The organism is Sphingomonas sp., assembly GCF_036387535.1.
Taxonomy (GTDB): Bacteria; Pseudomonadota; Alphaproteobacteria; order Sphingomonadales; family Sphingomonadaceae; genus Sphingomonas_R.
On record NZ_DASVTO010000115.1, the window covers coordinates 17330 to 41183 of the forward strand.

Annotated in this window: 19 protein-coding genes; 6 read left to right on the plus strand and 13 right to left on the minus strand. The window is 67.6% G+C overall.

What is annotated here, in order from left to right; genetic code table 11:
• Window positions 1–51: 51 nt before the first annotated feature.
• From VF649_RS10750 to VF649_RS10770, 5 genes are all read right to left on the minus strand, one after another.
• Window positions 52–4206, minus strand: coding sequence for a translocation/assembly module TamB domain-containing protein (locus VF649_RS10750; protein WP_331011951.1), 4155 nt, complete (start codon window positions 4204–4206; stop codon window positions 52–54).
• Window positions 4206–6191, minus strand: a complete 1986-nt coding sequence (locus VF649_RS10755; protein WP_414713666.1) for an autotransporter assembly complex protein TamA — start codon at window positions 6189–6191, stop codon at window positions 4206–4208. Before VF649_RS10755 ends, VF649_RS10750 begins: the two co-directional genes overlap by 1 nt.
• 286 nt (window positions 6192–6477) lie before the next feature.
• Entirely contained in the window at window positions 6478–8739 is a 2262-nt protein-coding gene (locus VF649_RS10760) for a xanthine dehydrogenase family protein molybdopterin-binding subunit (protein WP_331011953.1), read from the minus strand.
• A gap of 13 nt (window positions 8740–8752) precedes the next feature.
• Complete coding sequence (locus tag VF649_RS10765; protein WP_331011954.1) at window positions 8753–9763, minus strand: xanthine dehydrogenase family protein subunit M; 1011 nt, start codon at window positions 9761–9763, stop codon at window positions 8753–8755.
• Window positions 9760–10275, minus strand: a complete 516-nt coding sequence (locus VF649_RS10770) for a (2Fe-2S)-binding protein (RefSeq protein WP_331011955.1) — start codon at window positions 10273–10275, stop codon at window positions 9760–9762. The genes VF649_RS10765 and VF649_RS10770 overlap by 4 nt, the downstream gene beginning before the upstream one ends.
• Before the next feature lie 120 nt (window positions 10276–10395).
• On the opposite strand from VF649_RS10770, the gene VF649_RS10775 reads away from it, so the two are divergent.
• Both VF649_RS10775 and VF649_RS10780 read left to right on the plus strand, forming a co-directional pair.
• Window positions 10396–13041, plus strand: a complete 2646-nt coding sequence (locus tag VF649_RS10775; RefSeq protein ID WP_331011956.1) for a sensor histidine kinase KdpD — start codon at window positions 10396–10398, stop codon at window positions 13039–13041.
• Entirely contained in the window at window positions 13038–13730 is a 693-nt protein-coding gene (locus VF649_RS10780) for a response regulator transcription factor (protein WP_331011957.1), read from the plus strand. Before VF649_RS10775 ends, VF649_RS10780 begins: the two co-directional genes overlap by 4 nt.
• Here the strand turns inward: VF649_RS10780 and VF649_RS10785 are convergent.
• The 5 genes from VF649_RS10785 to VF649_RS10805 form a co-directional block, all read right to left on the minus strand.
• Window positions 13706–14839, minus strand: a complete 1134-nt coding sequence (locus VF649_RS10785) for an MFS transporter (protein ID WP_331011958.1) — start codon at window positions 14837–14839, stop codon at window positions 13706–13708. The genes VF649_RS10780 and VF649_RS10785 overlap by 25 nt on opposite strands.
• Window positions 14840–14892: 53 nt before the next feature.
• Window positions 14893–15042, minus strand: coding sequence for a hypothetical protein (locus tag VF649_RS10790; protein WP_331011959.1), 150 nt, complete (start codon window positions 15040–15042; stop codon window positions 14893–14895).
• 121 nt (window positions 15043–15163) lie between these two features.
• Complete coding sequence (locus VF649_RS10795) at window positions 15164–16156, minus strand: ferritin-like domain-containing protein (protein ID WP_331011960.1); 993 nt, start codon at window positions 16154–16156, stop codon at window positions 15164–15166.
• A gap of 39 nt (window positions 16157–16195) precedes the next feature.
• Window positions 16196–17152, minus strand: coding sequence for a ferritin-like domain-containing protein (locus tag VF649_RS10800; RefSeq protein WP_331011961.1), 957 nt, complete (start codon window positions 17150–17152; stop codon window positions 16196–16198).
• Between the two features lie 213 nt (window positions 17153–17365).
• Window positions 17366–17755 carry a glycine zipper 2TM domain-containing protein gene (locus VF649_RS10805; RefSeq protein WP_331011962.1) on the minus strand — a complete coding sequence of 130 codons (390 nt, stop codon included), beginning with the start codon at window positions 17753–17755 and terminating at the stop codon, window positions 17366–17368.
• A gap of 137 nt (window positions 17756–17892) precedes the next feature.
• On the opposite strand from VF649_RS10805, the gene VF649_RS10810 reads away from it, so the two are divergent.
• Window positions 17893–18792: an alpha/beta hydrolase gene (locus VF649_RS10810; RefSeq protein WP_331011963.1), complete on the plus strand. Its 900-nt coding sequence runs from the start codon at window positions 17893–17895 to the stop codon at window positions 18790–18792.
• Between the two features lie 66 nt (window positions 18793–18858).
• Here the strand turns inward: VF649_RS10810 and VF649_RS10815 are convergent, their stop codons facing one another.
• On the minus strand, window positions 18859–19134 hold the full coding sequence (locus tag VF649_RS10815) for an HU family DNA-binding protein (protein WP_331012006.1): 276 nt from the start codon (window positions 19132–19134) through the stop codon (window positions 18859–18861).
• Between the two features lie 110 nt (window positions 19135–19244).
• Entirely contained in the window at window positions 19245–19727 is a 483-nt protein-coding gene (locus tag VF649_RS10820; protein ID WP_331011964.1) for a hypothetical protein, read from the minus strand.
• A gap of 94 nt (window positions 19728–19821) precedes the next feature.
• Here VF649_RS10820 and VF649_RS10825 point away from each other — a divergent pair, with 94 nt between their 5' ends.
• Window positions 19822–21270, plus strand: coding sequence for an FAD-binding oxidoreductase (locus VF649_RS10825; protein ID WP_331011965.1), 1449 nt, complete (start codon window positions 19822–19824; stop codon window positions 21268–21270).
• A 62-nt stretch (window positions 21271–21332) separates the two neighbouring features.
• Complete coding sequence (locus VF649_RS10830) at window positions 21333–22109, plus strand: SapC family protein (protein ID WP_331011966.1); 777 nt, start codon at window positions 21333–21335, stop codon at window positions 22107–22109.
• A 306-nt stretch (window positions 22110–22415) separates the two neighbouring features.
• Here VF649_RS10830 and VF649_RS10835 read toward each other — a convergent pair whose 3' ends face one another.
• Window positions 22416–23273 (minus strand): N-formylglutamate amidohydrolase, encoded by an 858-nt coding sequence (locus VF649_RS10835; RefSeq protein ID WP_331011967.1) that lies wholly within the window; start codon window positions 23271–23273, stop codon window positions 22416–22418.
• A 160-nt stretch (window positions 23274–23433) separates the two neighbouring features.
• On the opposite strand from VF649_RS10835, the gene cpdR reads away from it, so the two are divergent.
• Window positions 23434–23808 (plus strand): cell cycle two-component system response regulator CpdR, encoded by a 375-nt coding sequence (cpdR, locus tag VF649_RS10840; protein ID WP_331011968.1) that lies wholly within the window; start codon window positions 23434–23436, stop codon window positions 23806–23808.
• Window positions 23809–23854: the final 46 nt, after the last annotated feature.

Consider the following 23854-nt stretch of genomic DNA (forward strand, 5'->3'; position numbering starts at 1 on the left):
GACCCTGTATGTCAGGGCTGAAATCTTATCCGCCGACCGGACGCGACGATACTAATAATTTTTGGAATAGCGCAGGCTGACGTTGGATCCGCCGAACGAGCCGGTCGAACTCAGGATGCTGAGCGATTTGGACAGCGCGATCTGCAACTGGGTAGCGGTGAAGCCACGGGCATCGGTGATCACCTCCACATAGATGTCGTTGGAGATATATTGCCCCGCCGCGAGCGCCGTTCCGCGGCCGGCGGTCTTGTCCGCCCCCAGGATGCGCAACCGGTCGATCCCCGTGGCGGAGCGCAGCTTGCCGAGCGGGTTGAGCCCGCCCCCGCCCGACCCGCGCAGCGAATTGAGCGCCGCCGCCAGCTGGATCGCCTGCGTCGGCGACAGCGACGTCACCGAACTGCCGAACAGCAGCCGCGACAGCACCTCGTCCTGCGCCAGCGCCGGGGTGGACGTGAACGTCACCTGCGGATTGAGCGCACTGCCGCCGATGTTGATGATCGCGGTCACGCCTTCCACCGTGGTCGTCGCGCTGATGTCCAGTTCGGGATTGGTCGCGGGGCCGCCATTGAACGTCACCTTGCCGCGCGAAATCTCGAACCGCCGGCCGGAGAAGGAATCTGTTCCGCGCAGCACTTCTAGATTGCCGACGATCCGCGGCGTGGTGGCGGTGCCGGTCACGCGCAGGTCGGTCTTCCACTCGGCCTCCAGCCCCATGCCGGATACGAAGATGCGGTTGTCCGCCCGCACCCGGATGTTGAGTTTCCAGTTGGACGGCAAGGTCGATGCCGCCGTCGGCATCGGCGGGGCATTGCGGCGGCGCACTCCGTCCAGAACCGCGACTTCCGACGCGCCCTGCATCACGATCTGATAGCGGATTTCGGGCAGCGTCAGGTCGCCTTCGATCAACGGACCGGTATCGCGGCCGTTGCGGACCCGCAGCGTGCCCGACACGGTCGCGCCCAGCGCGTCGCTGCGCGCCAGTTGCGCGCGCGCCAAGGTGGCACGCAGGTCGATCGGGAACCCGCCGGCCGCATCCAGGCCGACCGATCCGCTGGCCGACACGCTGCCCGATCCCGCCTTTGCGGTCAGGCTGGTCAGTTCGAAACGCGATTGCGTGAACCGCCCGTTGACGGCGATGTTGGACAGGACGGTACCGTAGGTCTCATTCTCATAGCGTAGTGCATTGGCACGCACGACACCGGTCAGCGTCGGCTGGTTGACCCGCCCGCCGAAATCCGCCGCCACCGCCACCGGACCGGACAGGGTCTGCCCCGCAATGCCGGTCAGTGTCCACAACACCTCCGCCGGCCCGGCATAGCGGACGCCACCCGACAGCGGTGCCGCCAGCAACCGCTCGGTCCAGGCACCGTTGCCACCACCCAGCGGCCCCAGCCGCGCCTGCAAGCGCCCGACCGCGGCACCGCCGCGTCGCACGATCGCGCTGGCCGATCCGCCCGCATCGGACAGTCGTATCAGCGTCGCGATATCGACCGGGTCGCTGATCGTCAGGGCGCCGGTGCGCGTGAACCTGGCGATGTCCAGGCGGGCGTTCAGCGTAGGGACGCCGGCGTCGCCGATATAATCCACCGTGCCCGACGCCTTGCCACCCAGGCCAAGGCCGGGCGCGAACGCCTGCACGATCGACAGATCCAGGTTCGACAACCGCGCCCGCCCGCGGATCAGGTCGCCATAGCTGCCCTCGATCACCATCTGCCCCTGCGGCAGGACCAGGGTCGCCGGCGCCAAAGTCCAACCTGCCGACGTCTTGCGCACGATCGCCGGCGCCGCCAGCCGGAAGGGGATCGCATTGGCGGTGCCGCGGATGTTCGCGCGGATCATGTCTGGGCTGAGCGCCGCCTGCGTCGCGATGTCGAACGGCACGCCGCTCGTGCCTCTCGCGATCAGCGCCACCGTGCCCCGGCCGCCGCGATAATTCACCCGGCCCTGCGCCCGGTCGATCGCCATCGCGCCTTGCCGGACGCCGGTCAGCACGAACCGTCCGTTCACCGCCGGCGCATCCGGATAGACGATGACCGATCCGCGGATCGTCCCCGCGGCGATGGTGATGGGCGTCGTGCCTGGAATCCGCGCGCCGCGTGCGGCGACGTCGACGTCCGCCCGCTGATACTGCCCCGCCGCCGCCAGCCGGATCGTGCCGTTCAGCCCGGATCCGTTCAGCGCCAGCGATCCGGTGTACGGACCGGCCGGCGTCGGGCTGACCGATCCGCGCAGGTCGATACCCGCGAAGCGCGCACTGCGGATATCGAAAGCGGTGCCGCGGGCACCCTGACGGATCAGCAGGTCGGCCGCGAACGGGCCATAGTTGGACCCGCCCCTGGCATTGACCTGATATCCCGCACCGGTGCCGACGATGTCGACGGTCACGTCGGTCAACGGGATGCCCACATTCGGCCGGCTGGCGCGGATGTTGATCCGCGGCGCTGCGACCGTACCGCCCACCACGACCGCGACAGGCCCGTAATCGGCTGACACGCCCGCCGCACGGAATGCCAGCGTACCGTCGCTGCGATAGGAACCCTCGCCGCTGCTGATCCGGAATTTGGGCGCGGTCATCCGCAGGTTGCGGACGGTGGCCGCACCGGTTTCGCTATAGCCGACATCGGCGGTGATCGTCGCCGGTCCGCCCAGCGCGTCGCGGACCGACGCATTGTCGATCCGGCGCGTGGTGACGCGCACCCGGCCCTTGATCCCGTAGGTGCCGTTTGCACCCGCGACCAGATCGGCATCGGTGACCAGGTTGATCCGGCCCAGCCCGTCGACCTGATAATCGTTCACCCGCCCCTTCAGCGCGCCGGTGTAGCGGCCGGTCCCGATATCGGCGAGCAGGATGGCCGTGGCATCGATTCGATCGGAGCGGAGCCGGAGATTGTCCGACAGCAGCTTGGCATTGGCGTAGGCCAGATCGCCATCGACCCGCAAATTGGTAAGCAGCCCGCCGGCGGCGGCGTTCAATCCGGTGACCCGGCGTGCGGTCGCGTGGACCGGGATCAGGATGCGATCGGTGTCGATCACTGCCTTGCCCTGTACCTGCAACCCTTCGATCCCGGTCGCGTCAAAGCCCAACGCTGCGGCGGTCAGCCGATAGGCCACCGTCGGTGTCGCGAACGGCCCGTCGATCGCCGCCGCTACCCGCACGTCGCGCCCGCGCACATTCGGTGCGATCGCTCCCGGGCGCAGCAACTGGCCGTCGATCCGGAAATTGCCGATCCGGCTCTGCCCCAGGTCGACGCGCCCCTGTCCGTCCACCGCCAGCGCAGCCGATCTGACCGCGAACCGCGTGTCGACGATCCGCTTGTCGAACGTCGCCACCATGTCGACATCCAGCGCCGGCTCCACCAGCCGCGCCGCCGGACCCGTCAATATCAGGCCCGGCCGCGTCGCACCCTTGGCCCGGAACGTGCCGTCGCGACCCAGGATCGCGATGTCCGCGATCGCCTGTCCGCCCAACAGCGCGCGCGCCTGGCCGCGCCAGTTCGCCCAGTCCCCGCGTCCGCCGACCCGGAGATCGATGGGCTTGCCGAGCCCGGCATAGCTGTCGACCAGCCCGCCGGCCGGCGCCTGCATCCGCGCATCGATCAACAGCCGGTTCGCGGCGGGCACCGCATCCAGCCGGAACAGCAGCCGGTCGCCACCGACCGCATTCACCGCGCGCAGCGCCGCCGCGTCCAGGTTCAAACGCGCACGCCCATCCGCGATGTCGGCCCCGCCCGCCAGCCGAACGATGCTGCGCTTGCCGGTCACCGGCTTCTCCAGCACCAGGCGATCGACGGTCAGCCGCCCGATCGTCAGGTCGATGTCGGGCAGGATCGGCGCATTGGGATCGCTCGGCACCTCCTTCAACGCGGGCAGGCGCGACAAGGTCACCAGCGGCGCAGCCAGGCTCCGCACGTCGATCTTGCTGTGGGCATAGGCGAACGGCCGCCAATCGAGCGCGACTGCGGGCGCCCGCGCAAAGACCCCTTTCGGATCGCTCAGCGTCAGGTCGCGGATCGTCAGCGCGCCGTACAGCGACCCTTCGAGGCGCCCGACGCCGATGCGCAGGCCCGACGCCGTCTCATACCCGTCCAGTTGCCCGCGCACAAAATTGCGCCCGGGCGCGGTGTTCAGTCCCAGCACCACCAGCAGCAGCAGCGCAACCAGCGCCGCCACGGCGATCCCGACCCATTTCGCGATCCGCAGCGCCATCAGAATGCCTGTCCGATCGAGATATAGAGCGCGATCTTGCTCTCACCTTTCTTGCGGCCGATCGGTGTCGCCACGTCGACGCGCAACGGCCCGAAATTGGTATAGTAGCGTCCGCCGATCCCGGCGCCGTAGCGCAGGCCCGACAGCGACGGGGTCGATGCCTCGCCTACCCGCCCCGCATCCACGAACGGAACGATCCCGTAATTGCCGAACCGATAGCGCGCCTCGATCGCGAATTCGGTCAGCGACCGGCCGCCGACCGGATCATTGTTCGGATCCTTCGGCCCCAGTTGCTGGTAGCCGAAACCGCGTACCGATCCACCGCCGCCGGCATATAGCCGCCGGGACGGCGCGATGTCGTCGCGCTTCACGCCCACGATCGATCCTACCCGCGCACGACCCGCCAGCACGATGCTCGGCCCCAGCGGCAAATAGCTGCTGCCTTCCGCCAGGAACCGGCCGTACGTATCGATCGCGCCTTGCAACGATGCCTCGGGGCTGACGCGCGCCGTCAATCGAAACCCGCGTGTGGGATCGAGCAGACTGTCCGATCGATCATAGGTCAGCTGCAACGGGATCGCCCCGATCAGATAGGTCGCCCGCGTCCGCTCGGCGTCGCCCGGATCGAACCGGCTTTCGTTGGTGCCGATGATTTCCGCGCCCGCCGAATAGGTCCAGCGCTTCTGCCACAGCGGCGTCGATTGCCGTGACAGGCTGGCCGACACGTTCACGGTACGTGCGCTGTAGGCGTCGAAATCCTGCCGCGCCGCACCGACCGACGCCTGGAACGTACGATCGCGCAGACCGGCATTTGACCGGCGGAACGTCGCGCTCGCACCCTGCTGCTGCGTGCCCGCGACGGCATCCAGGATCAGCGCGCCTTCGTCGGGGAACAGATTGCGATGGGTCCAGCCGCCCGTCACCTTGATGCCCTCACCCGTGCCATAGCCGCCGCTGCCGGACAGCGACCGCATCGGCCCTGCGGTCTGGTTGACGCGCAGGTCGACGATCTCGGTTCCGTCGGGCGCGATCACGCCGGTCCGCACCGGCTCCACCGCCACGGTCGAAAACAGGCTGGTCGCGACCAGCGCCTGGCGCAGATCGTCCACCTTGCGGCTGTCATAGACCTGCCCGCGGTCGAACCGCGCCAGCACCGCGACATGATCCACTCCGAACACCGGATCGCCCGCTACCTGGAACCCGCCATAGCTGGATCGCGGACCGGAAACGATCGGCAGCGCGTAATCGCCGACCGGCTGCCGGTCATCCAGTACGATGTCGCGTGCACCGACCGTCACGAAGGGATAGCCTTGCTCCGGCAACCGCAGCGCGACGTTCGCCTCGCCGGTCAGGATATCGGTTGCGACGATCGGCTGCCCGGTCCGCAAGCCCAGCGCGGACCGCGCCAGCACCGTCGGCGATGGGGCCGCGCCGGTGACCGCGATCTGCCCCAGGCTATACCGCGCACCCGGCGTTGCAGTGATCGTCACCTTCGCCTGCCCCCGCGCAGCCGGCGCCGGATCGACTACCGCGGTCGCGACACCGTCATAATAGCCTTCGGATTTCAGCAGCCGCTCGATGAGGGCGACGTCCTCATTCGCGCGCGCGGTGATCTGCGCGGCATTGGCCGCTTTCTTTCCGTCACTCAGCAGCGCCGACAGCGGCTTGAACCGGTCGTACAGACCGCCCGTTTCCAGTCCGGTCACGGTCACGGCATAGCGGATGGGCGGCAGCTCCGCATCATCCGCCACCCCCGGCGCGGCGGGCGGCGGCACCGTCGCCGCCTGCGACAGCGGCGGCAGGGGCGCGGCCAGTTCGGTATCGGGGATGGTGGCGACCGGATCCGCCGGCGGCGCAAGCGCGGGAGCGGGCGTTTCCGCGCCGGGCACCGTCACGCTGTCGATCGGCGGCAATGCGGCATTGAACTGGCTGTCGTCCAGCGCCGCATCGGGCGCCGTTCCTGCCGGTGGGGGCGATACCGGCATCGGCGCCGGCGGACGCGACACGACGGGCGCGGCGATGGCGACGACGCCGACACCGATCCACAACCGAACGACTGCGCTGAACGTGCGACCCGGCAACCAGCTTCCCCTTTTGCGGCCCGGACGACCCGATCCTGCCCGGCGACCATGGCGGGCCGATCCCGTCCCCGCAACCCGCTAAAATCCCGGATTACCGCCTTTTTCCGTGTAATCGGCCATCGGCCGCAACTGGTTGAACGATCCTGTTGATCGCGCGTTATATACCGTTACGTCCGCCAGGTCGGCGCAATCATTCCTGGATCTTGTCGATCGTGATCGGCAGGGAACGGACCCGCCGACCGGTCGCGTGGAAGATCGCGTTGGCGATCGCGGCGGCCGTTCCCACGATCCCGATCTCGCCCAGCCCCTTGATCCCCTGCGGCGACACCTCGCGGTCGGGTTCGTCAACGAAGATCACCTCGATGTCGTGCACATCGGCGTGCACCGGAATATGATATTCCGCCAGATTATGGTTCATGAAGCGTCCGATCCGGTGATCGGCCTGGGTTTCCTCGTGCAGCGCCATCCCGATCCCCATCACGACCCCGCCCAGGATCTGGCTGCGCGCGGTCTTCGGGTTGATGATCCGCCCGGCAGCCACCGCGCAGACGATACGCGTGACCCGGATCACGCCAAGCTCCTCGTCGACCTTGACCTCGGCAAAGATCGCGCTGTGCGTGTTCTTCGCCTTCTTCTTCTTGCCGGTCACCTCGCCCGCGGTATCCCGCAGCCCTGGCGCCGCTTTCTCTTCGACCATGATCTCGTTCAGTCCGGCCGCGCGCATCGCCTCGCCGAAGCTGACCGATCGGCTGGGATCGGTCGCCAGGATCATGCGCCCGTGTTCAAAGCGCAGCGCATCCGCCGCCGCACCCCCCAGCGGATTGCCGTCCACCTTCTCGGCGGCCTTGGCCAGCTTCACCCGTACCGCGGCGCAGGCCACTTCGATCCCGGCGCTGACCGATGCCGCCATCCAGCTGCCACCCTCGACCGGAGACAGCGGCAGGTCGCTGTCGCCCAGCACCGCCGTCACCTGTTCCGCCGGCAGTCCCAGCGCGCCCGCCGCGACCTGCGTCATGACGGTGTAGGTGCCGGTCCCGATATCCGAGCTGGCGGTCGCGACCTCCAGATGGCCGTTCGCGCTCAACCGGGCGCGCACCGATACCTTCTGGAACATCGCGTCCCACATGCCGGTCGCCATTCCCCAGCCGACCAGCTCCTGCCCGTCCCGCATCGATCGCGGCGCCGCCACGCGCGCATTCCAGCCAAATGCCTCCGCGCCTTCCTGATACGCTTCGCGCAAGGCCTTGGACGTATAGGGGATGTCGTTCATCGCATCCTTTTCGCTGTAGTTCTTGAGGCGCAACGCCAGCGGATCGATGCCGACTTCATAGGCCAGTTCGTCCATCGCCATTTCGAACAGCGTGACGCCGGTCGCCGCCCCCGGCGCCCGCATGTCGCCCGGCGTATAGGTATCGACCGCGGTCAACGCCCAATGCAGCGCCGCATTGTCGCAGGCATAAAGCTGCCCACCCCACTGCGCGATCGACTCCATGTAATTTTCGAATCGCGATGTCGGCGTCACCGCCTTGCTGTAGATCGACTGCAGGTCGCCGGCCGCGTCCGCGCCCAGCCGGATGCTGTGCTGGCATTCCGGCCGGTGGGTGAAGGTGAACATCTGCTGCCGCGTCAGGACCACCCGCACCGACCGCTTCAGCATCCGCGCCGCCATGGTCGCGAGATAGACCTGATATTGCGGCCGCAGCCCGGATCCGAATCCTCCCCCGACGAACGGGTTGCGTACCCGCACGTCCTTCTTTGCGAACCCGAATATGCCGACCAGATAGTCCTGCACATTCTGCGATCCTTGCGTCTTGTCATAAACGGTGATCGATCCATCGCCGTGCCACTGCACCGTGCTGGCGTGCATCTCCATCGGGTTGTGGTGCTCGGTCGCCAGGCGATATTCCTGATCGATCCGCTTCGGCGCGTCGGCATAGGCGCGCGCCTCGTCGCCGCGGTCCTTCGGCTTCACGAACCCCGACCGGGTCTTCTCTGGCTGGAACTCCGCGGAGTTCAGAAAAAACGTCTCGTGCGGCTCGGTTTCATATTCGGCCTGCACCAGCCCGGCGGCGTGCCGCGCATCTTCGAACGTCTCCGCGACCACCAGCGCGATCGGCTGTCCACTGAACAGGATCCGGTCGTCATAGAAAGCGCGGAACGGCGATCCCGGCGGCGCCACCTCGTCGCGATAGGAGCGGTCGAACCAGGGGATGTGCGGCCGATTGCGATGGCTGAGGATCTCCACCACGCCCGGCGCTGCGCGCGCCGCATCCAGGTGCAGCTTGGTGATCCGCCCCTTGGTGATCGCGCTGGACACCACCACGCCGTACAGCAGTCCGGCCACCGGATGTTCGGCCGCATACCGCGCGCCGCCGGTGACTTTCAGCCTGCCGTCGACGCGGCTGAGCGGGGATCCGATCCCGACCTGGGTCTCTTCCAACATCGTGGCCATGCTATTCTCCCGCTCAGGCGATGCGCTTGTCGACCTGCGACTGCGGCGTTCCGGCCGCGGCCTGCTTGCACGCGCGCACGATCGCGCGCCGCGCCAGTCCGATCTTGAAATCGTTGCTGCCCTGGCCCTCGGCGCCGTCCAGCAGGGCATGGGCCGTCGCCAGGAACGCCGACTGCGACGGCGCCTCGCCGATCAGCAGCGTTTCCGCGCTCCGCGACCGCCACGGCTTGTGCGCGACGCCACCCAGCGCGATCCGGGCGTCGGCGATCCGGCCGTCCGCGATCCGCATCACCACCGCGACCGACACGAGCGCGAACGCATAGGATAATCGGTCACGCAGCTTGAGATATGTATGGTGACCCGAGAAATCCTCGTCTGGCAGATCGATGGACGTTACCAGTTCGCCCGGCTTCAGCATATTGTCCCTCGCCGGATCGTCGCCCGGCAGGCGGTGATAATCCGCCATCGGAATCGCGCGATCGCCCAACGGCCCGGTGACGTTCACCACCGCATCCAGCACCGCCAGCCCGACGCACATGTCGGACGGGTGCGTCGCGATGCAGGCCGCGCTGGCACCCAGGATCGCATTGATCCGGTTGACCCCGCCAATGGCCGAACATCCGGTGCCCGGCTCGCGCTTGTTGCACGCGGTGCTGTTGTCGTAGAAATACAGGCAGCGCGTCCGCTGGTTCAGGTTGCCGCCCATCGTCGCGACATTCCGCAATTGCGCGCTCGCGCCCGCCAGGATGGCGCTCGACAAGATCGGATACCGCGTTTCCACCCTGGGGTCCCAGGCGCAGTCGGTGTTGGTCACCAGCGCACCGATCCGGAGGCCCCCGTCCCGATCCTCGATCGATTTCAGCGGCAGGCGATTGATGTCGACGATCCGCACCGGCCGTTCGACATTCTCCTTCATCAGATCGACCAGATTGCTGCCCCCGGCCAGAAACCGGACACCCTGCCGATTGCCGTCGCGGACGGCCTCCGCCACGTCGCTCGGGCGGTCATAGCCGAACCGGATCACCGTGCATCCTCCCGATCCATCACGGAAAGCACCGCATCGACGATGTTGGTGTAGGCGCCGCACCGACACAGATTGCCGCTCATATGCTCGCGGATGCTTGCCGCGTCCGTGGCCCGGCCTTCGCGCAGCACCCCCACCGCGGAACAGATCTGTCCGGGCGTGCAATATCCGCACTGGAACGCGTCATGATCAATGAACGCCTGCTGCAGGGGATGCAGCGTACCGTCCTTCGCCAGACCTTCGATCGTCTCGACCGCCGCGCCGTCGCGAACCACCGCCAGCGTCAGGCAGCTGTTGACCCGGACCCCGTTGACCAGGACCGTGCACGCCCCGCATTGGCCGTGATCGCACCCCTTCTTGGTCCCGGTCAGGTCCATCCGCTCGCGCAGTAGGTCCAGCAATGTCACCCATGGCGGGATCGAGAAATGTTCGGGCCGGCCGTTGACCGTCAGCGTGATGTCGATCCGGTCGTCCCGGGTCTCGGCAGGGGACGGCGCAAGCGTGGTGGTCATTTTAGCCTCCGGTACAGGCATTTGCGGTTTGCGGGATAGCGGACGGCGGCGCGTTTCGTTCCCGTTCCGGCACAACCGCCAGCATCGACAGCGGGTGGCGGAAGCGGGTAGACCGCCGCCGTGAACGAGCCGATCAGCCCGCCCCGCCCCGCGCTCCCGTCTCGCGGACGGTTGAAGGTGTTCCTCGGGGCCGCCCCCGGTGTCGGCAAGACGTATGAGATGCTGACGGAGGGTGTCGCCCGCCGGCGGGACGGGGCCGACGTGGTGATCGGGCTGGTCGAAACACATGGCCGGCCCGAACTCGACCGGATGGCGCGCACCCTGCCGGCGGTTCCGCGCCGCGCGGGTCCCGGCCCCGCCTTTCCGCTCACCGAACTGGATCTGGACGGGGTCCTGGCCCGCCGCCCGGCGCTGGTGCTGATCGATGCGCTGGCACACGCCAATCTGGGGGAGGCGCGGCATGCCCGCCGCTATCAGGATGTCGAGGAATTGCTGGCCGCGGGAATCGATGTCCATGCCACGCTCAACATCCAGCACCTCGAAAGCCTGAACGACGTCGTCGCGGCGCTCACCCATGTCCGCGTCGCCGACACGCTGCCCGACCGCATCCTGGAATCGGCGGAGATCGAGGTGGTCGACATTCCGCCGGACGAGCTGATCGAACGGCTGCATGCCGGCAAGGTCCATGTCCCGCATGAAGCCACCCGGGCGCTGGCCCATGCCTTTTCGAAATCCACGCTGTCGGCACTGCGGGAACTGGCGCTCCGCCGCGCGGCACAGACCGTCGATACGCAGATGTTGGACTATGTCCGCGCGCATGCGCTGGCCGGCAACTGGGCGGGTGGCGAACGGATCGTCGTCGCGGTCAGCGAGCAGCCGGGTTGCGACGGGCTGGTGCGCGCGACCAAGCGGCTGGCGGATGCGCTTCACGCCTCCTGGACCGCGGTCCATATCGAAACGCCGCGCGCGCGGACCTTCGGGGACGCCGAACGCGCGCGGATCGCCGCGGTCCTGAACCTGGCCACTCAGCTCGGCGGCGCGGTCGCCTCCGTTCCCGCGGATAGCGTGCTGCCGGGGTTGAAGGCGTTTGCCGCCGACGCGCGCGCCACGCAGCTGGTGGTCGGCAAGTCCGCGCGCTCGCGCTGGTTCGAACTGCGGCATGGGTCTGTCGTCGATCGGCTGGTGCGCGATACGCCCGGCGTCGCGGTCCATGTCCTGCCGATGATCGGCCCGATCCAACCGGGCGCACCGCGCGACCGGACAGCCGTGTCGCCCGGCACCGCGGGACGACACGGCATCCTGTGGGCGACGATGATGGTCATCGCCGTCACCGCTTTGGCGAAGGCGATCTACACCGTCCTCGGCATCGGCAATACCGCGCTGCTCTATCTGCTGCCGGTGATGGTCGCGGCCAGCTTGCATGGCCGCCGCGCCGGGCTTTATTCCGGTCTGCTTTCGTCGATGGCGTATAATTTCTTTTTTCTGCCGCCCACCGGCACGCTCAGCGTCAGCAACCCCGAAAACGTCGTCACCATCCTCGTCCTGCTGTCGGTTGCGGTCGCCACCAGCCAGCTTGCGGCGCGCGTGCGTGCGCAGGCCGACATGGCGGCGTCCAGCGCGCGCCAGAATGCGGCCCTGGCCGGCTTTCTCCACCGCCTGAACGCCAGCGGCAATGACGAGGAGGTGATGCAGGCGATCTGTGGCGAGATCGGATGCCTGTTCGACGTCCGCGCCGCGCTGCTGTTGCCCTCGCCGGATGGCCCACGCCTGCGCGCGGCCGTCCCGCCGGAGGATGAACTGGATTATATCGAGGCGACCGCCGCGCAATGGGTGCTCGACAAGGGCCAGCCCGCCGGGCGTGGTTCCGACACGCTGACCGCCTCCGACTGGCTGTTCTACCCGCTGAAGGCCGGCCGCGGTGTTCTGGGGGCGGTGGGCATCGCTCGCGACGATGGCCGCACCCCGGTTCGTTCGGATCAGATCGCGCTGCTGACCGGCCTGCTCGATCAGGCGGCACTGGTGCTGGAACGCATGCTGCTGGAAAGCGAGATGCGGGACGTCGCACAGCTAAAGGAACGCGACCGGCTTCGCGCCGCCCTGCTGTCGTCGGTCAGCCATGACCTGCGCACTCCGATCACCGCGATTCTCGCCGCCGCCAGCGAATTGCGGATCGTCACCGATCGCGACACGGCGATCGGCACGATCGAGGATGAGGCGCGGCGCCTCAACCGCTTCGTCGCCAACCTGCTCGATATGGCGCGGGTCGAGGCCGGCGCGCTGGTGGTGACGGCCGAGCCCACCGACCTGACGGACGCGATCGGTTCTGCGGTGCACGACACCCGCCGTGCCCTCACCGGCCGGCCGGTCGTGCTGGCCGTACCCGCCGATCTGCCGCTGGTCCGGCTGGATCCGCAGCTGTTTCATCATGTGCTCATCAACCTGCTCGACAATGCGGGTCGCTACGGCGATCCCGGCACCGCGGTCACCATCCAGGCCGAACGCCTGCCCGATGGGCTGGTCCTCTCGATCATGGACGAAGGCCCTGGCCTGCCGCCGGGGCGGGAGGTGGAGGCGTTCGAGACGTTCGCCCGCCTGCGCGGATCGGACCGGGCCCAGGGCGGCACCGGGCTTGGCCTCGCCATCGTCAAGGGGTTCGTCGACGCGATGGGCATGACGGTCGCCGCATCGACACGCATCGATCCGGCTGGCGCGCGCTTCAGCGTGGCGATGCCGGACACGTTGCTGGTTCGCGGCGGCGAGGCATGACCGCGCCTAACGTGGTGTTGGTGGTCGACGACGAACCTGCGATCCGCCGCCTGCTCCGCACCGCCCTGGAACGCGCCGGTCACAGCGTGCGGGAGGCGGCGAACGGGGGTGCGGCATTGGCGGCGCTCGCGGCTGATCGGCCGCAGGTCGTGCTGCTCGATCTCGGCCTTCCCGATCGCGATGGCCTGGAACTGGTGCCGCTGATCCGCGCGCGGTGCGATGCGACCATCCTGATCGTCTCGGCGCGCGATGCGACCGATCAGAAGGTTGCGGCGCTCGATCTGGGTGCCAGCGATTATGTCACCAAGCCGTTCGATTCGGACGAACTGCTCGCCCGCGTCCGCGCTGCGCTGCGCCACCGGCTGACGGTGCACGGTGGCAATCCCGTCCTTCGTGGCGACGGCCTCACCATCGACCTGCTCGACCGGCGCGTCAGCCGGGACGGTGTCGACATCCACCTCACGCCGAAGGAGTATGACGTCCTGGCCGAACTGGCGCGCTTTCCCGGCCGGGTCATCACCCACAGCCATCTGCTCCGCGTCGTCTGGCCGTACGAAATCGACGCGCAGGTCGGCTACCTCCGCGTCGTGGTGCGCAATCTACGCGGCAAGCTGGAACGGGATCCCGCCCGTCCGGCATTGATCGTCAACGAACTCGGCGTCGGCTATCGGCTGATGGGCGTGGACTGACGCCGCGCCTGCAGGATCGCGGCCACCGCACAGAACAGGATGGCGGCGGCGGTGACGGCGCTCCACCCCGCGCCGGCCCAGGCCAGCGTCGCGACCAGCGATCCCGCCGATCCGCCCAGGAACATGCCCCCCATCAAGATCGTGTTCAGACGGTTTCGCGCATCCGCATCCAGTGCGTAGACCTGCGCCTGGTTGGCGATCAGGGCGCTCTGCACCCCGAAATCGATCAGCACAACGCCCACGATCATGCCGGCCAGACCCGGGCGGACCGCAATCACCAGCCACCCGGCCAGTGCGGTGCCAACGCCGATCATCACGACGGCGCGGGGGCCACGTCGATCGGCGATCCGGCCGGCCAGCGGCGCCACCAGCACGCCCACCGCGCCGATCATCCCGAACAGCCCGGCGGCGGCGGCACCCAGTCGATATTGCGGTTCCTGCAGATGCAGCGCCAGGATCGTCCAGAACATCGTGAAGGCGGCGAACAGACCGGCCTGCGTCCACGCCGCCAGCCGGAGCGCGGGATGCCGCCGCCACAGATCGACCAGCGATCGCAGCAGTCCGCCATAGCGGGGGCCACCGGGCGCCGGACGGCTCTGCGGCAGGATCGCCGCCATCGTCGCGCACGCGATCAACGCGATCGGAACGCCCAGCCAGAACATCGCACGCCAGCCGGCCTGCGTCGCCACGAGCCCCGCCACCGTGCGGCTGAGCAGGATGCCGCACAACAACCCCGACATCACCGTGCCGATGGTGGCACCACGCCGCGTCGGCGCTGCGAGGTTCGCGGCGAACGGCACGATCTGCTGCGCGACGGTTGCAGCGACGCCGATCGCCAGCGATCCTAACAGGATGCTCCACGGTCCCGGCGCCACTGCGGTGACGGCCAGCGCCACGGCCAGCGCGACGAACTGCACCAGGATCAACCGTCGCCGTTCCAGCACGTCACCCAGCGGCACCAGCAGGAACAGTCCCGCCGCATACCCCAATTGCGTGGCGGTCGAGATCATGCCCGCGACTGTCGATCCCGGGAAATCCCGCTCGATCAGCGCCAGCATCGGTTGATTGTAGTAGATATTGGCGACCGCCAGCCCGGCACCGGCCGCCATCGCCCATGTCACACGACGCCCGATACCCCGCGGAACGTCGGCCTGTTCGCCATTCAATGCGGGGCAGCCTGCTGCGGGATCTTGGTCGCCATCGTTCTGCGCTGCGCCGCATCGGCGATCGCGCGGTCGATCAGATCGCCGCGAGATGTCACATCGCGTGTGCCGATAGCTGCGGTCAGGAGATCGGGATCCCCTCCGGTCATCCTTGGTTCATATGATGGTCTGGGCATGGTTGATGAGCGACCATGCCGACCTTTGGTTCCGTTAACGGAACGCCGAACGGTCGTCCGGCACCCCTCCCGACTGGCAGGGGTGCCGATCGGCTCAGTTCGCGCCGCTCGTCCGGATGGTTCCGTTGACGCCCGCGGGGAAGAACCCGCCGGCGCTGACAGCGGACTTGTTCAGATATACGATGTTCAGAACCTGTCCGGTGTTGCGGCTATAGACGATCCCGTTGCTGTCGGTGGGAACGATGTTGGACGCATTGTTGCTGCCGCGAATGCCCTGATCATCGTCGCTGGCGCCGTCCAGGCTGTCGCGCGCGTTGGAAATTGCCTCGGTCGCGTCGATCAACGCCGGCGTGGCGATCCCCTTGCGGTACAATACCGTGCGGATCAGCCCGGCGTGATAGGCCTCTGCCGCCAGGATGCCGGCCGCCGCTTCGGTGAAGGTCTTGTTGGTGATCAGGGCCGCGGCGCCCTTGTAGGCACTGACTCCGACATCCTCGAAGATGAACGCACCGAGCAGGAAGTTCTCGTCACTGGCATACGGATCGAACATCGATCCCGCACCGGTGATCAGGCCCGCCGCGCGCGCCGCCGAAGAAAATGCACCGGTCGCACTGGCGCTGATGTCGATCGCGGGCTGGCCCACGGTCGCGGTGCCGATCGCGCTGCGCAGGAAGCGGACATGGTTGATCTCATCCTGCGCGATTTCCAGCGCGTAGGCTGCGACCACCGGATCGGTGAACGTCACCTTACGTCCGCCCGTGACCGTGCCGGTACCACCGATACCGCCGGTCAGCGCAGCGTCCAGTCCCGTGCCGAACGCGGCGTAGGAGTAGAATTGCGCTTCCAGATATTCGAGGTTCAGCGCAAAGTTCAGGATGTCGGCATCGCTGACCGTGGCGCCGGTCGGAGCGGGGGTCGGCGTCGGGGTCGGCGTCACCGACGGATTGTCATTGCCGCCGCATGCGGACAGCAGGGAAACGCTGCCGGCCGCGACCGCCGCACCACCGGCCATCTTGAAGAAGTGACGCCGCTCTTCGCGCCGCTTCACGCGCAAGTCGAGGGCCGCGATCATGTCATGGTTGTTCATCGGACTATCTCCGCTCAATACGTTGAAAAAGACGCGCGATCAGCTCGCCGCGCTCGTCTTGATGGTGCCGTTGACACCCGCGGGATAGAAACCGCCGCTCCCGACTGCGGCAGGATTCAGATACACGATGTTCAGAACCTGACCGGCGGTGCGGCTATAGGCCAAACCGTTGGGATCGAGCGGGACGATGTTCGATGCGTTCCCGATCATCCGCACGCCCTGATCAAGATCGCTCGACCCGTCCAGGCTGTCACGGGCGTTGGAGATCGCTTCGGTCGCGTCGATCAGCGACGGCGTCTGGATGCCCTTGGAATACAGCACCGTCCGCACGATGGCCGCATGATACGCCTCGACCGCAAGAATGCCGGCGGCCGCCTCCAGGAACGTCGGGTTCGTGATCAGTGGCGACGCTCCTTTATAGGCGGTGACACCGACATCTTCGAAGATGTACGCGCCCAACAGGAAGTTTTCGTCGCTGGCATAGGGATCGAACGACTGGCCCGCGCCGATCAGGCCGGCCGCGCGTGCTGCGCTGGAAAATGCCCCATTGGGGCTGGTGCCGATGTCGATCGCGGGCTGCGATACCGCCGATGTGCCGAGCGCAGTCCGCAGGAAGGTGACATGCGCCACTTCGTCGGCCGCGATTTCCCGCGCATATTGCGCGACGACGGGGTCGGTGAACGTCGCCTGCCGGCCACCGGTAACGGCACCCTGCACGCCCGTTCCGCCGAGCAGCGACGTGTTCAGGCCGGTCCCGAATGCGGCAAAGGAATAGAATTGCGCTTCAAGATATTCGAGGTTCAGTGCGAAGTTGAGGATATCCGCATCGGTCAGCGCCGCCGTGGTCTGCGCCTGCGCACCGGCCGCCGCGACGCCCGCGTACAGACCGCCGACGACCTTGGCCGCACCCGTCATCGCCTTGAAGAATTCGCGCCGTTCGTTGCGTCGCGAAACCCTCGCATCCAGCGCGTCCATCATCAGACTGTCGTCGGTCATCGGGAACCTCCTCCTTGTGTCCCCTCTTTACGCGCCGCATCATGCGGAGGTTGCAGCCGCAGGATCTTTATTGTCGCTTTTCATTCCGCACGCGCGGAAAAGCCGCCTGTCCGCTGCGGAATGCACGGTCGGCGGCCGGTTCTATTTTTGCGAAAAAGAAAGGGGCCGGATGATGCCGGCCCCTTTTCCGAATCCCGACGGGCACGTGCCGGTTCAGCAGCGGCGACCGTCCGACTTGTCGATCGCCCGACCGGCCAGCGCGCCGACACCGGCACCCAGGATGGTGCCCAGCGTGCGGTCACCGCGGCCGGCGACCTGGTTCCCGAGCAGACCGCCCGCGATACCGCCGATCGCCAGACCGCCATTGCCCTTGTCATAGCAACGCTGGTTCCCGCGATAGCCGCGGTTGTACCCGCGCCGCGACCGATCATAGCGGCGATCGCGACGCTCGCGATATCCGATCTGCTGAAATCCGGACTGTCCGTCGTCGTAACGGCTATACTGCGCCGGCGCGCTCCAGCCCTGCGCAACCGCGGGCATCGGGATGGCGACCGCGGCGGTGGTCAGCGACAGCGTGGCGGCGGTGAGGAACGTGCGAAACATGATCATCTCCCTGATTGAAGCTCAGGATGACTTTCTGCACCGATTCGCATGTGGCATCCCTGAACATGATCGTTAGCGGGCGTTCATGCGCGCGCTTTCCACTTGGCGACCGCCGGCGATGCCGCCATCACGCTGGCATGACTTCGCAACACAGCTATCCGCTCGCCCCGTTCGACGGACGGAGCCTCCCTGCACCCGCCTGGTACGAACGTGCGGTGGCAATCACGCCCGAAACCGGCCGCACGGTGGTGGAGGGTGCCGAAATCGAATGGTTCGCCTGGGGGCCGACCAGGGCGCCCGGCCTGCTGCTGCTTCATGGCGGGTGGGCCCATGCCGGCTGGTGGGCGCATATCGCGCCGCTGCTGGCGGATGATCGACGGGTGGTCGCGATGTCGCTGTCCGGGATGGGCCAGTCGGGCTGGCGTGATCGCTACAGCATCCCGCAATTCGCGCGTGAGGCGCGCGCGGTTGCGGAGGCGACCGGCCTGACCGCCGCCGGGCCGCCCGTCATCGTCGCACACAGCTTTGGCTGCGCCGTCGCCGCGGCCGCGGTGGCCGACCCCGATGACTGGACCGCGGGCATCATCCTGATCGATGGGTCGATCACGCTGAAACCCAACCGCGCGGCGGATCGGACCGGCCGGATCAACCGTCCCTTCGCCACCGTCGCGGCGGCGCTGGCCCGCTTCCGGCTCATGCCGGCGCAGGACTGCGACAACCTGTATATCGTCGATGCCATCGCACGCCGGTCGCTGCGTCACACCGATGCCGGCTTCGTCTGGTCGTTCGATCCCGCGATGTTCGAACATTGCAGCTTCATCGACAGCCGCGCCGCCGTACGGTCGGCCCTGCGCCCTGTCGCCTTCATCCGGGGCGCCCGGTCGACGATCGTGGATCCCGACACGCTGGCAGGCCTGCGCGCCGATCTGCCGGATGCGCGTTTCGTGACCGTGCCCGATGCGGGTCATCACATCATGCTGGATCAACCGCTGGCGCTGGTCGCCGCGATCGACGCGCTGCTGGCCGGCCGCGGATGACGCAAAAGGCCGCTGGCGGTTGCGCCAACGGCCTCGGATCGGGTTCGTCGAAGGATCGGCGCGGCTTCAGGCGTTCAGCGCGTCACGAACCGCCTTCGATGGCTGGAAACTCAGCTTGCGGGACGCCGCGATCTCCATCGTCTCGCCGGTGCGGGGATTGCGACCCTCGCGGGCAGGACGATCCTGTACCTTGAACTTGCCGAACCCGGGCAGCGACACTTCGGTGCCGGCCGCGGCGGCGTCTGTGATCGCTTTCAGAACGCTCTCGACGACGGCCTTGGCCTGCGCCTTGGTCATATCGTGTTCTGCGGCGATGGCGTCGGCCAGCCCTGCGCTGTTCATGATGATTTGCTCCTTGGTCGTGAATGACGGCGCGTCCTGCCAAGCTTTGCGGCGGCTGTCACCCCTCGGCACCCTTGATCCGCCGTAATTCCTGATACCTGGCGATCCGCTCAGCGCCCCAGCCGCCGCCGGATACGGTCGATCATGCCTGTTCCGCGCTTCTTGGTGCCGACTTCCTCCAGCGCGCGGAACCGTTCGATCCGGCATTCACCCCCCGACCGGACGTGAATGCTGTCGCGGCCGGCGCACACCTGACCATCGGGGCCGCGCGCGATGTAGAAACCGGAATAATAATCGAGGTCCGGGCAATCATCCGCAAATTGGGCACGCACCCGGCTGCCCCCGCGCAGCAAAAGGTCGACACTGTCATCGGCGACGACCGCCGCCGCGCCGACGCGGTCCATCGGCACGCACTTCGGCCCCTTGCGCTCGCGCCACTGCGTCATCGGTGCGCGCGCTACGGCGGGTGACCGGGTCTGGATCCGCACGATGGTGCGCTGGTGGATCATCACCTGTGCCATGACGATATCCGGCACCATTCGCCCGGCCTCCGCCAGCGGTGCGGCAGCCAGCAGCGCCAGCCAGATCGTCACGATTCGGTTCCCGTCATACGGTGCAGCGTTTCGCTGTGCCGACTGAACCTCCTATGAATTCGCGCCGCGTCCCTGTCTGCGCTATGGGCACCCCATGCCCGCCCCCAGCCCCGCTTTGCTCGCTGCACTCTCCGATCTGCTCGGTCCCGCCGGCTTCTGCGATGATACCGCTGTCCTGGCACCCTGGCTTACCGACTGGCGCGGGCGGATCCAGGGTCTCAGCGCCGCGCTGCTCGCCCCTGCCGATACCGCGCAGGTGGCCGCCATCGTGCGCCTGGCGGCGGCCGATCGCGTGCCGCTGGTGCCGCAAGGCGGCAACAGCTCGACCGTCGGGGGTGCCACCCCGCCGGCGGATGGATCCGCGCTGCTGCTGTCGCTGCGGCGGATGGCGCGGCCGCCGCGGATCGATGTCGCGGACGCCACTGCCACGGTCGATGCCGGCGTCGTCCTGTCCGATCTGCACGACGCCGCCGCCGCGCATGACCTGCGGTTCCCGCTCTCGCTGGCGGCGCGGGGCAGCGCCACGATCGGCGGTCTGGTTTCCACCAACGCCGGCGGGGTTCAGGTGCTGCGCTTCGGTTCGATGCGCGCGCTGGTGCTCGGCGTGGAGGCGGTGCTGGCCGACGGCAGCATCTTTCGCGGCCTGTCCAGCCTCCACAAGGACAATCGCGGCTATGATCTGCGGCAATTGCTGACCGGTGCCGAAGGAACGCTCGGCATCATCACCGCGGCCACGCTCCGGCTGGTGCCCGCCATCGGCAGCCGGGCGGTCGCGTGGATCGGGGTCGACGATCCGCACGCCGCGCTGATCCTGCTCCGCCGGCTGGATCGCGCGACCGGCAGCGCGATCGAAAGCTTCGAACTGATTCCGGCCGATGGTGTCTCGCTGGTCCTTCGCCACATCCCGGGCACCCGCGCGCCGCTCGCCACCCCCACCGCCTGGAACATCCTGGTCGAAGCGACGGCGGCGCCGGGCGGGCTGGATCCCGCCGATGCGCTGACCATCGCGATCGCCGCCGCGATCGACGGCGGCATTGCCCGTGACGCAGTGATCGCGACCAGCGAAACGCAGGCCGACGCGTTGTGGAAGCTGCGCGAAACCCTGCCCGAAGCGGAACGGATCGACGGCATGGCCGCCAAGCATGACATCGCAGTGCCGGTGTCGGCGATGCCAAGCTTCATCCAGTCCACGACCGCCATGATCGAGGCCGCCCATCCCGGAACACGCGTGCTGGCGTTCGGACATCTTGGCGACGGCAACATCCACTTCAATGTCCGGGCACCGGCCGGCGTCGATTCCCGCCACTGGGTGGACACCGCCGGTGCCGCCGTCATGCGCGACGTGCACGATCGGCTGGCGGCGGTCGGCGGCACCATCTCGGCCGAACACGGCATCGGCCAGGTCAAGCTGGCGGAACTCGTCCGCACCACGGATCCGGTCCGGCTTGCCATGCTCCGCGCGATCAAGACCGCGCTCGACCCCCATGGAATCCTCAATCCCGGCAAGCTCGTGCCGCTTGCGCCGTCGCGCGCCGATCCATAAACGGGGCAGCACTGCGGGCGCCCGGGGGGGCGTCGTTCCACCCGCTTTTTGGAGTATAGTGAATGGCCAGCGCCGCACCGGCAAACGATTTGCCGCTGTTCTACAACCAGCTCGAACCGCTCTCCAGCCAGGTTCACGCAACCTGGAAGGCCCGGAACATGGACTCGCCGACCTTTTTGGTCGGGACCCATGCGGTGCCGCTCACGGTCGAGGAATTCGCACCGGCATCGCGTTTCTACCCGATTGTCTTCTCGATCGGTGATCAGCCGGTGCCGCTGGCGCTGATGGGCCTGAACGAGGGCGTCAACACCTTCGTCGGGCCGGACGGCCGCTTTACCAGCGAGGCCTATATCCCTGCCTATATCCGGCGCTACCCGTTCATGCTCGCGCGCCTGACGCCGAACGCGGAGGAACTGTCGCTCTGCTTCGACCCGACATCGGGCACGCTCGGCGATTTCGAAGAAGGCGATCCGCTGTTCGCCGATGGCAAGCCGACGCAGGTGGTCACCAACATCCTCGGCTTCTGCGAACAGTTTGAACAGTCCGGACAGATGACGAGCCAGTTCATGAAGGAACTGGCCGATCACAAGCTGTTGATGGACGGCGAAGTCACGATCCAGCCGGAAGGCGCGGACCAGCCGTTCATCTATCGCGGGTTCCAGATGGTGAACGAGGACGCGTTGAAGGAGATGCGGGGCGACACCGCCCGCAAGCTGATCAAGTCCGGCGTGTTGCCGCTGGTCTATGCGCATCTCTTCTCGCTGGCGCTGGTGCGGGAGATTTTCGCGCGTCAGATGGAACAGGGCCGTATTCCCGCCCCGGTGCAGAACCCCGCCTGACGCGGGCGGCGCATCCCTTGAACCGAGTGCAGGGCCCGGCGGTGGTGATCGCCGGGCCCTTCTGCTGAATCGCGGTTCGTCGGCCGGCAACGGGCGAAAACACTCGGCCCATCCCCCGATCCACAACCGTCTGCCGCAGCGCACATATTTTCCCTTGAAACGATCTGGCGCGGCCCTATCTTCGAATTGTCAGACCGTGTTTCCCCCCTTTCACGGTCCGGCATGAGCATACCTCTCCCCTGGGGTATGTTTCCTCCCTGAACCTTGGCCACTCCATGCGAACCGCATGGGGTGGTTTTTTTTGGCTCATTCGGCGGCCTGATGTGCCCCGTGACCATGCGGCAATGCCGCCGACAACCGGCTGTAGACCGCGGCCACAAACGCCCGTGCCCGTGCCAGCCCCGCCCCCGGCCGATCCAGCGCGCCATCCAGATAGGCCGTCCGGCAGATTTCGAGCTGGACGGCATGGACCCCGACGCGCGGCCGGCCATGTTCCGCCACGCCGTGCCCGCCGGCATAGGGGCGATTGCGCGTCGCGCGATATCCGGCGGTACGCGCCGCATCCAGCAGGGCGGTGGTGATGTCCTGCGCGGCGCTGGTCCCGTTCAGGTCCCCGACCACGATCTCCACCCCGCTATCGCCACCGCGCAGCGGCGGCATCGAATGCAGGTCGAGCAGGACGGCCACGCCATGCGCCGTTCGCGCGCTGGCCAGCGCATCCGCCAGCGCCGCATGATAGGGGCGATGCACCGTCGCGATCCGCTCGGCCAGGTCATCCGCCGCGATCCGTCCGCTCAGGATCTCGCCCACCCCCGCTATGCGGCGCGGCACCAGGCCAAGCCCGGCGCGGATGCGCGGGCCGTCGCGGACCAGCATCGCCGCTGGCTGCGGCGCGATCATCGTCGGGTCGACTTCGCTCGGATGACGGTTCAGGTCGATCCAGGCCCGCGCCGTCACGGCGACGATCGCCGTTGCCCCGCCCGCCACCGCATCGTCGATCAGCTGGTCGACATGGCGGTCCTCCAGTGCCACCAACCGGTCGATCGGCACCCGCGCCGCCGCCGCCAGGGCGTCGGGATAATGCCGCCCCGCATGCGGCACCGCGATCACAACCGGCGTCCGCGGCACCACGGGACCGATCCGGCGAAAGGGCGGCGCGTTCATGAACCGGGGATAGCGGCCCCCGCGCCGATTTCCAACCGGCCGCCACCATGATCGCAAGGTCCGGGCATCCCGCCGCTTTTTGCGCGCCGGTCCCCATGGAAAATCTTAAGGCTTGCAGGCATAAGCATCCGTGGATGATCAAGCGCTGGAATCGACACTCATGATGCGGATCTTGCTGGCCGAGGACGATGCCTCGATGCGCGAATATCTGGCGCGCGCGCTGGAGCGTTCGGGCTATGCCGTCGTGTCGGTCGACCGCGGCACCGCCGCGCTGCCGCTCCTGGAAAACGAGGTGTTCGACCTGCTGCTGACCGATATCGTCATGCCGGAAATGGACGGCATCGAACTGGCGCAGCGTGCCGCCGTGCTCAACCCGCGCATGCGCGTCATGTTCATCACCGGCTTTGCCGCCGTCGCGCTGAAGGGGCAGCAGACCCCCCCGAACGCGCGCGTCCTGTCCAAACCCTTCCACCTGCGCGATCTGGTGATGGAGGTTGACCGCATGTTCGAAGTGGGATCCGCCACCGGCCTGTAACCCGCGCGCGCGCAACTTTTCCGTCGCAACGCGCTTGCGTCCTCCC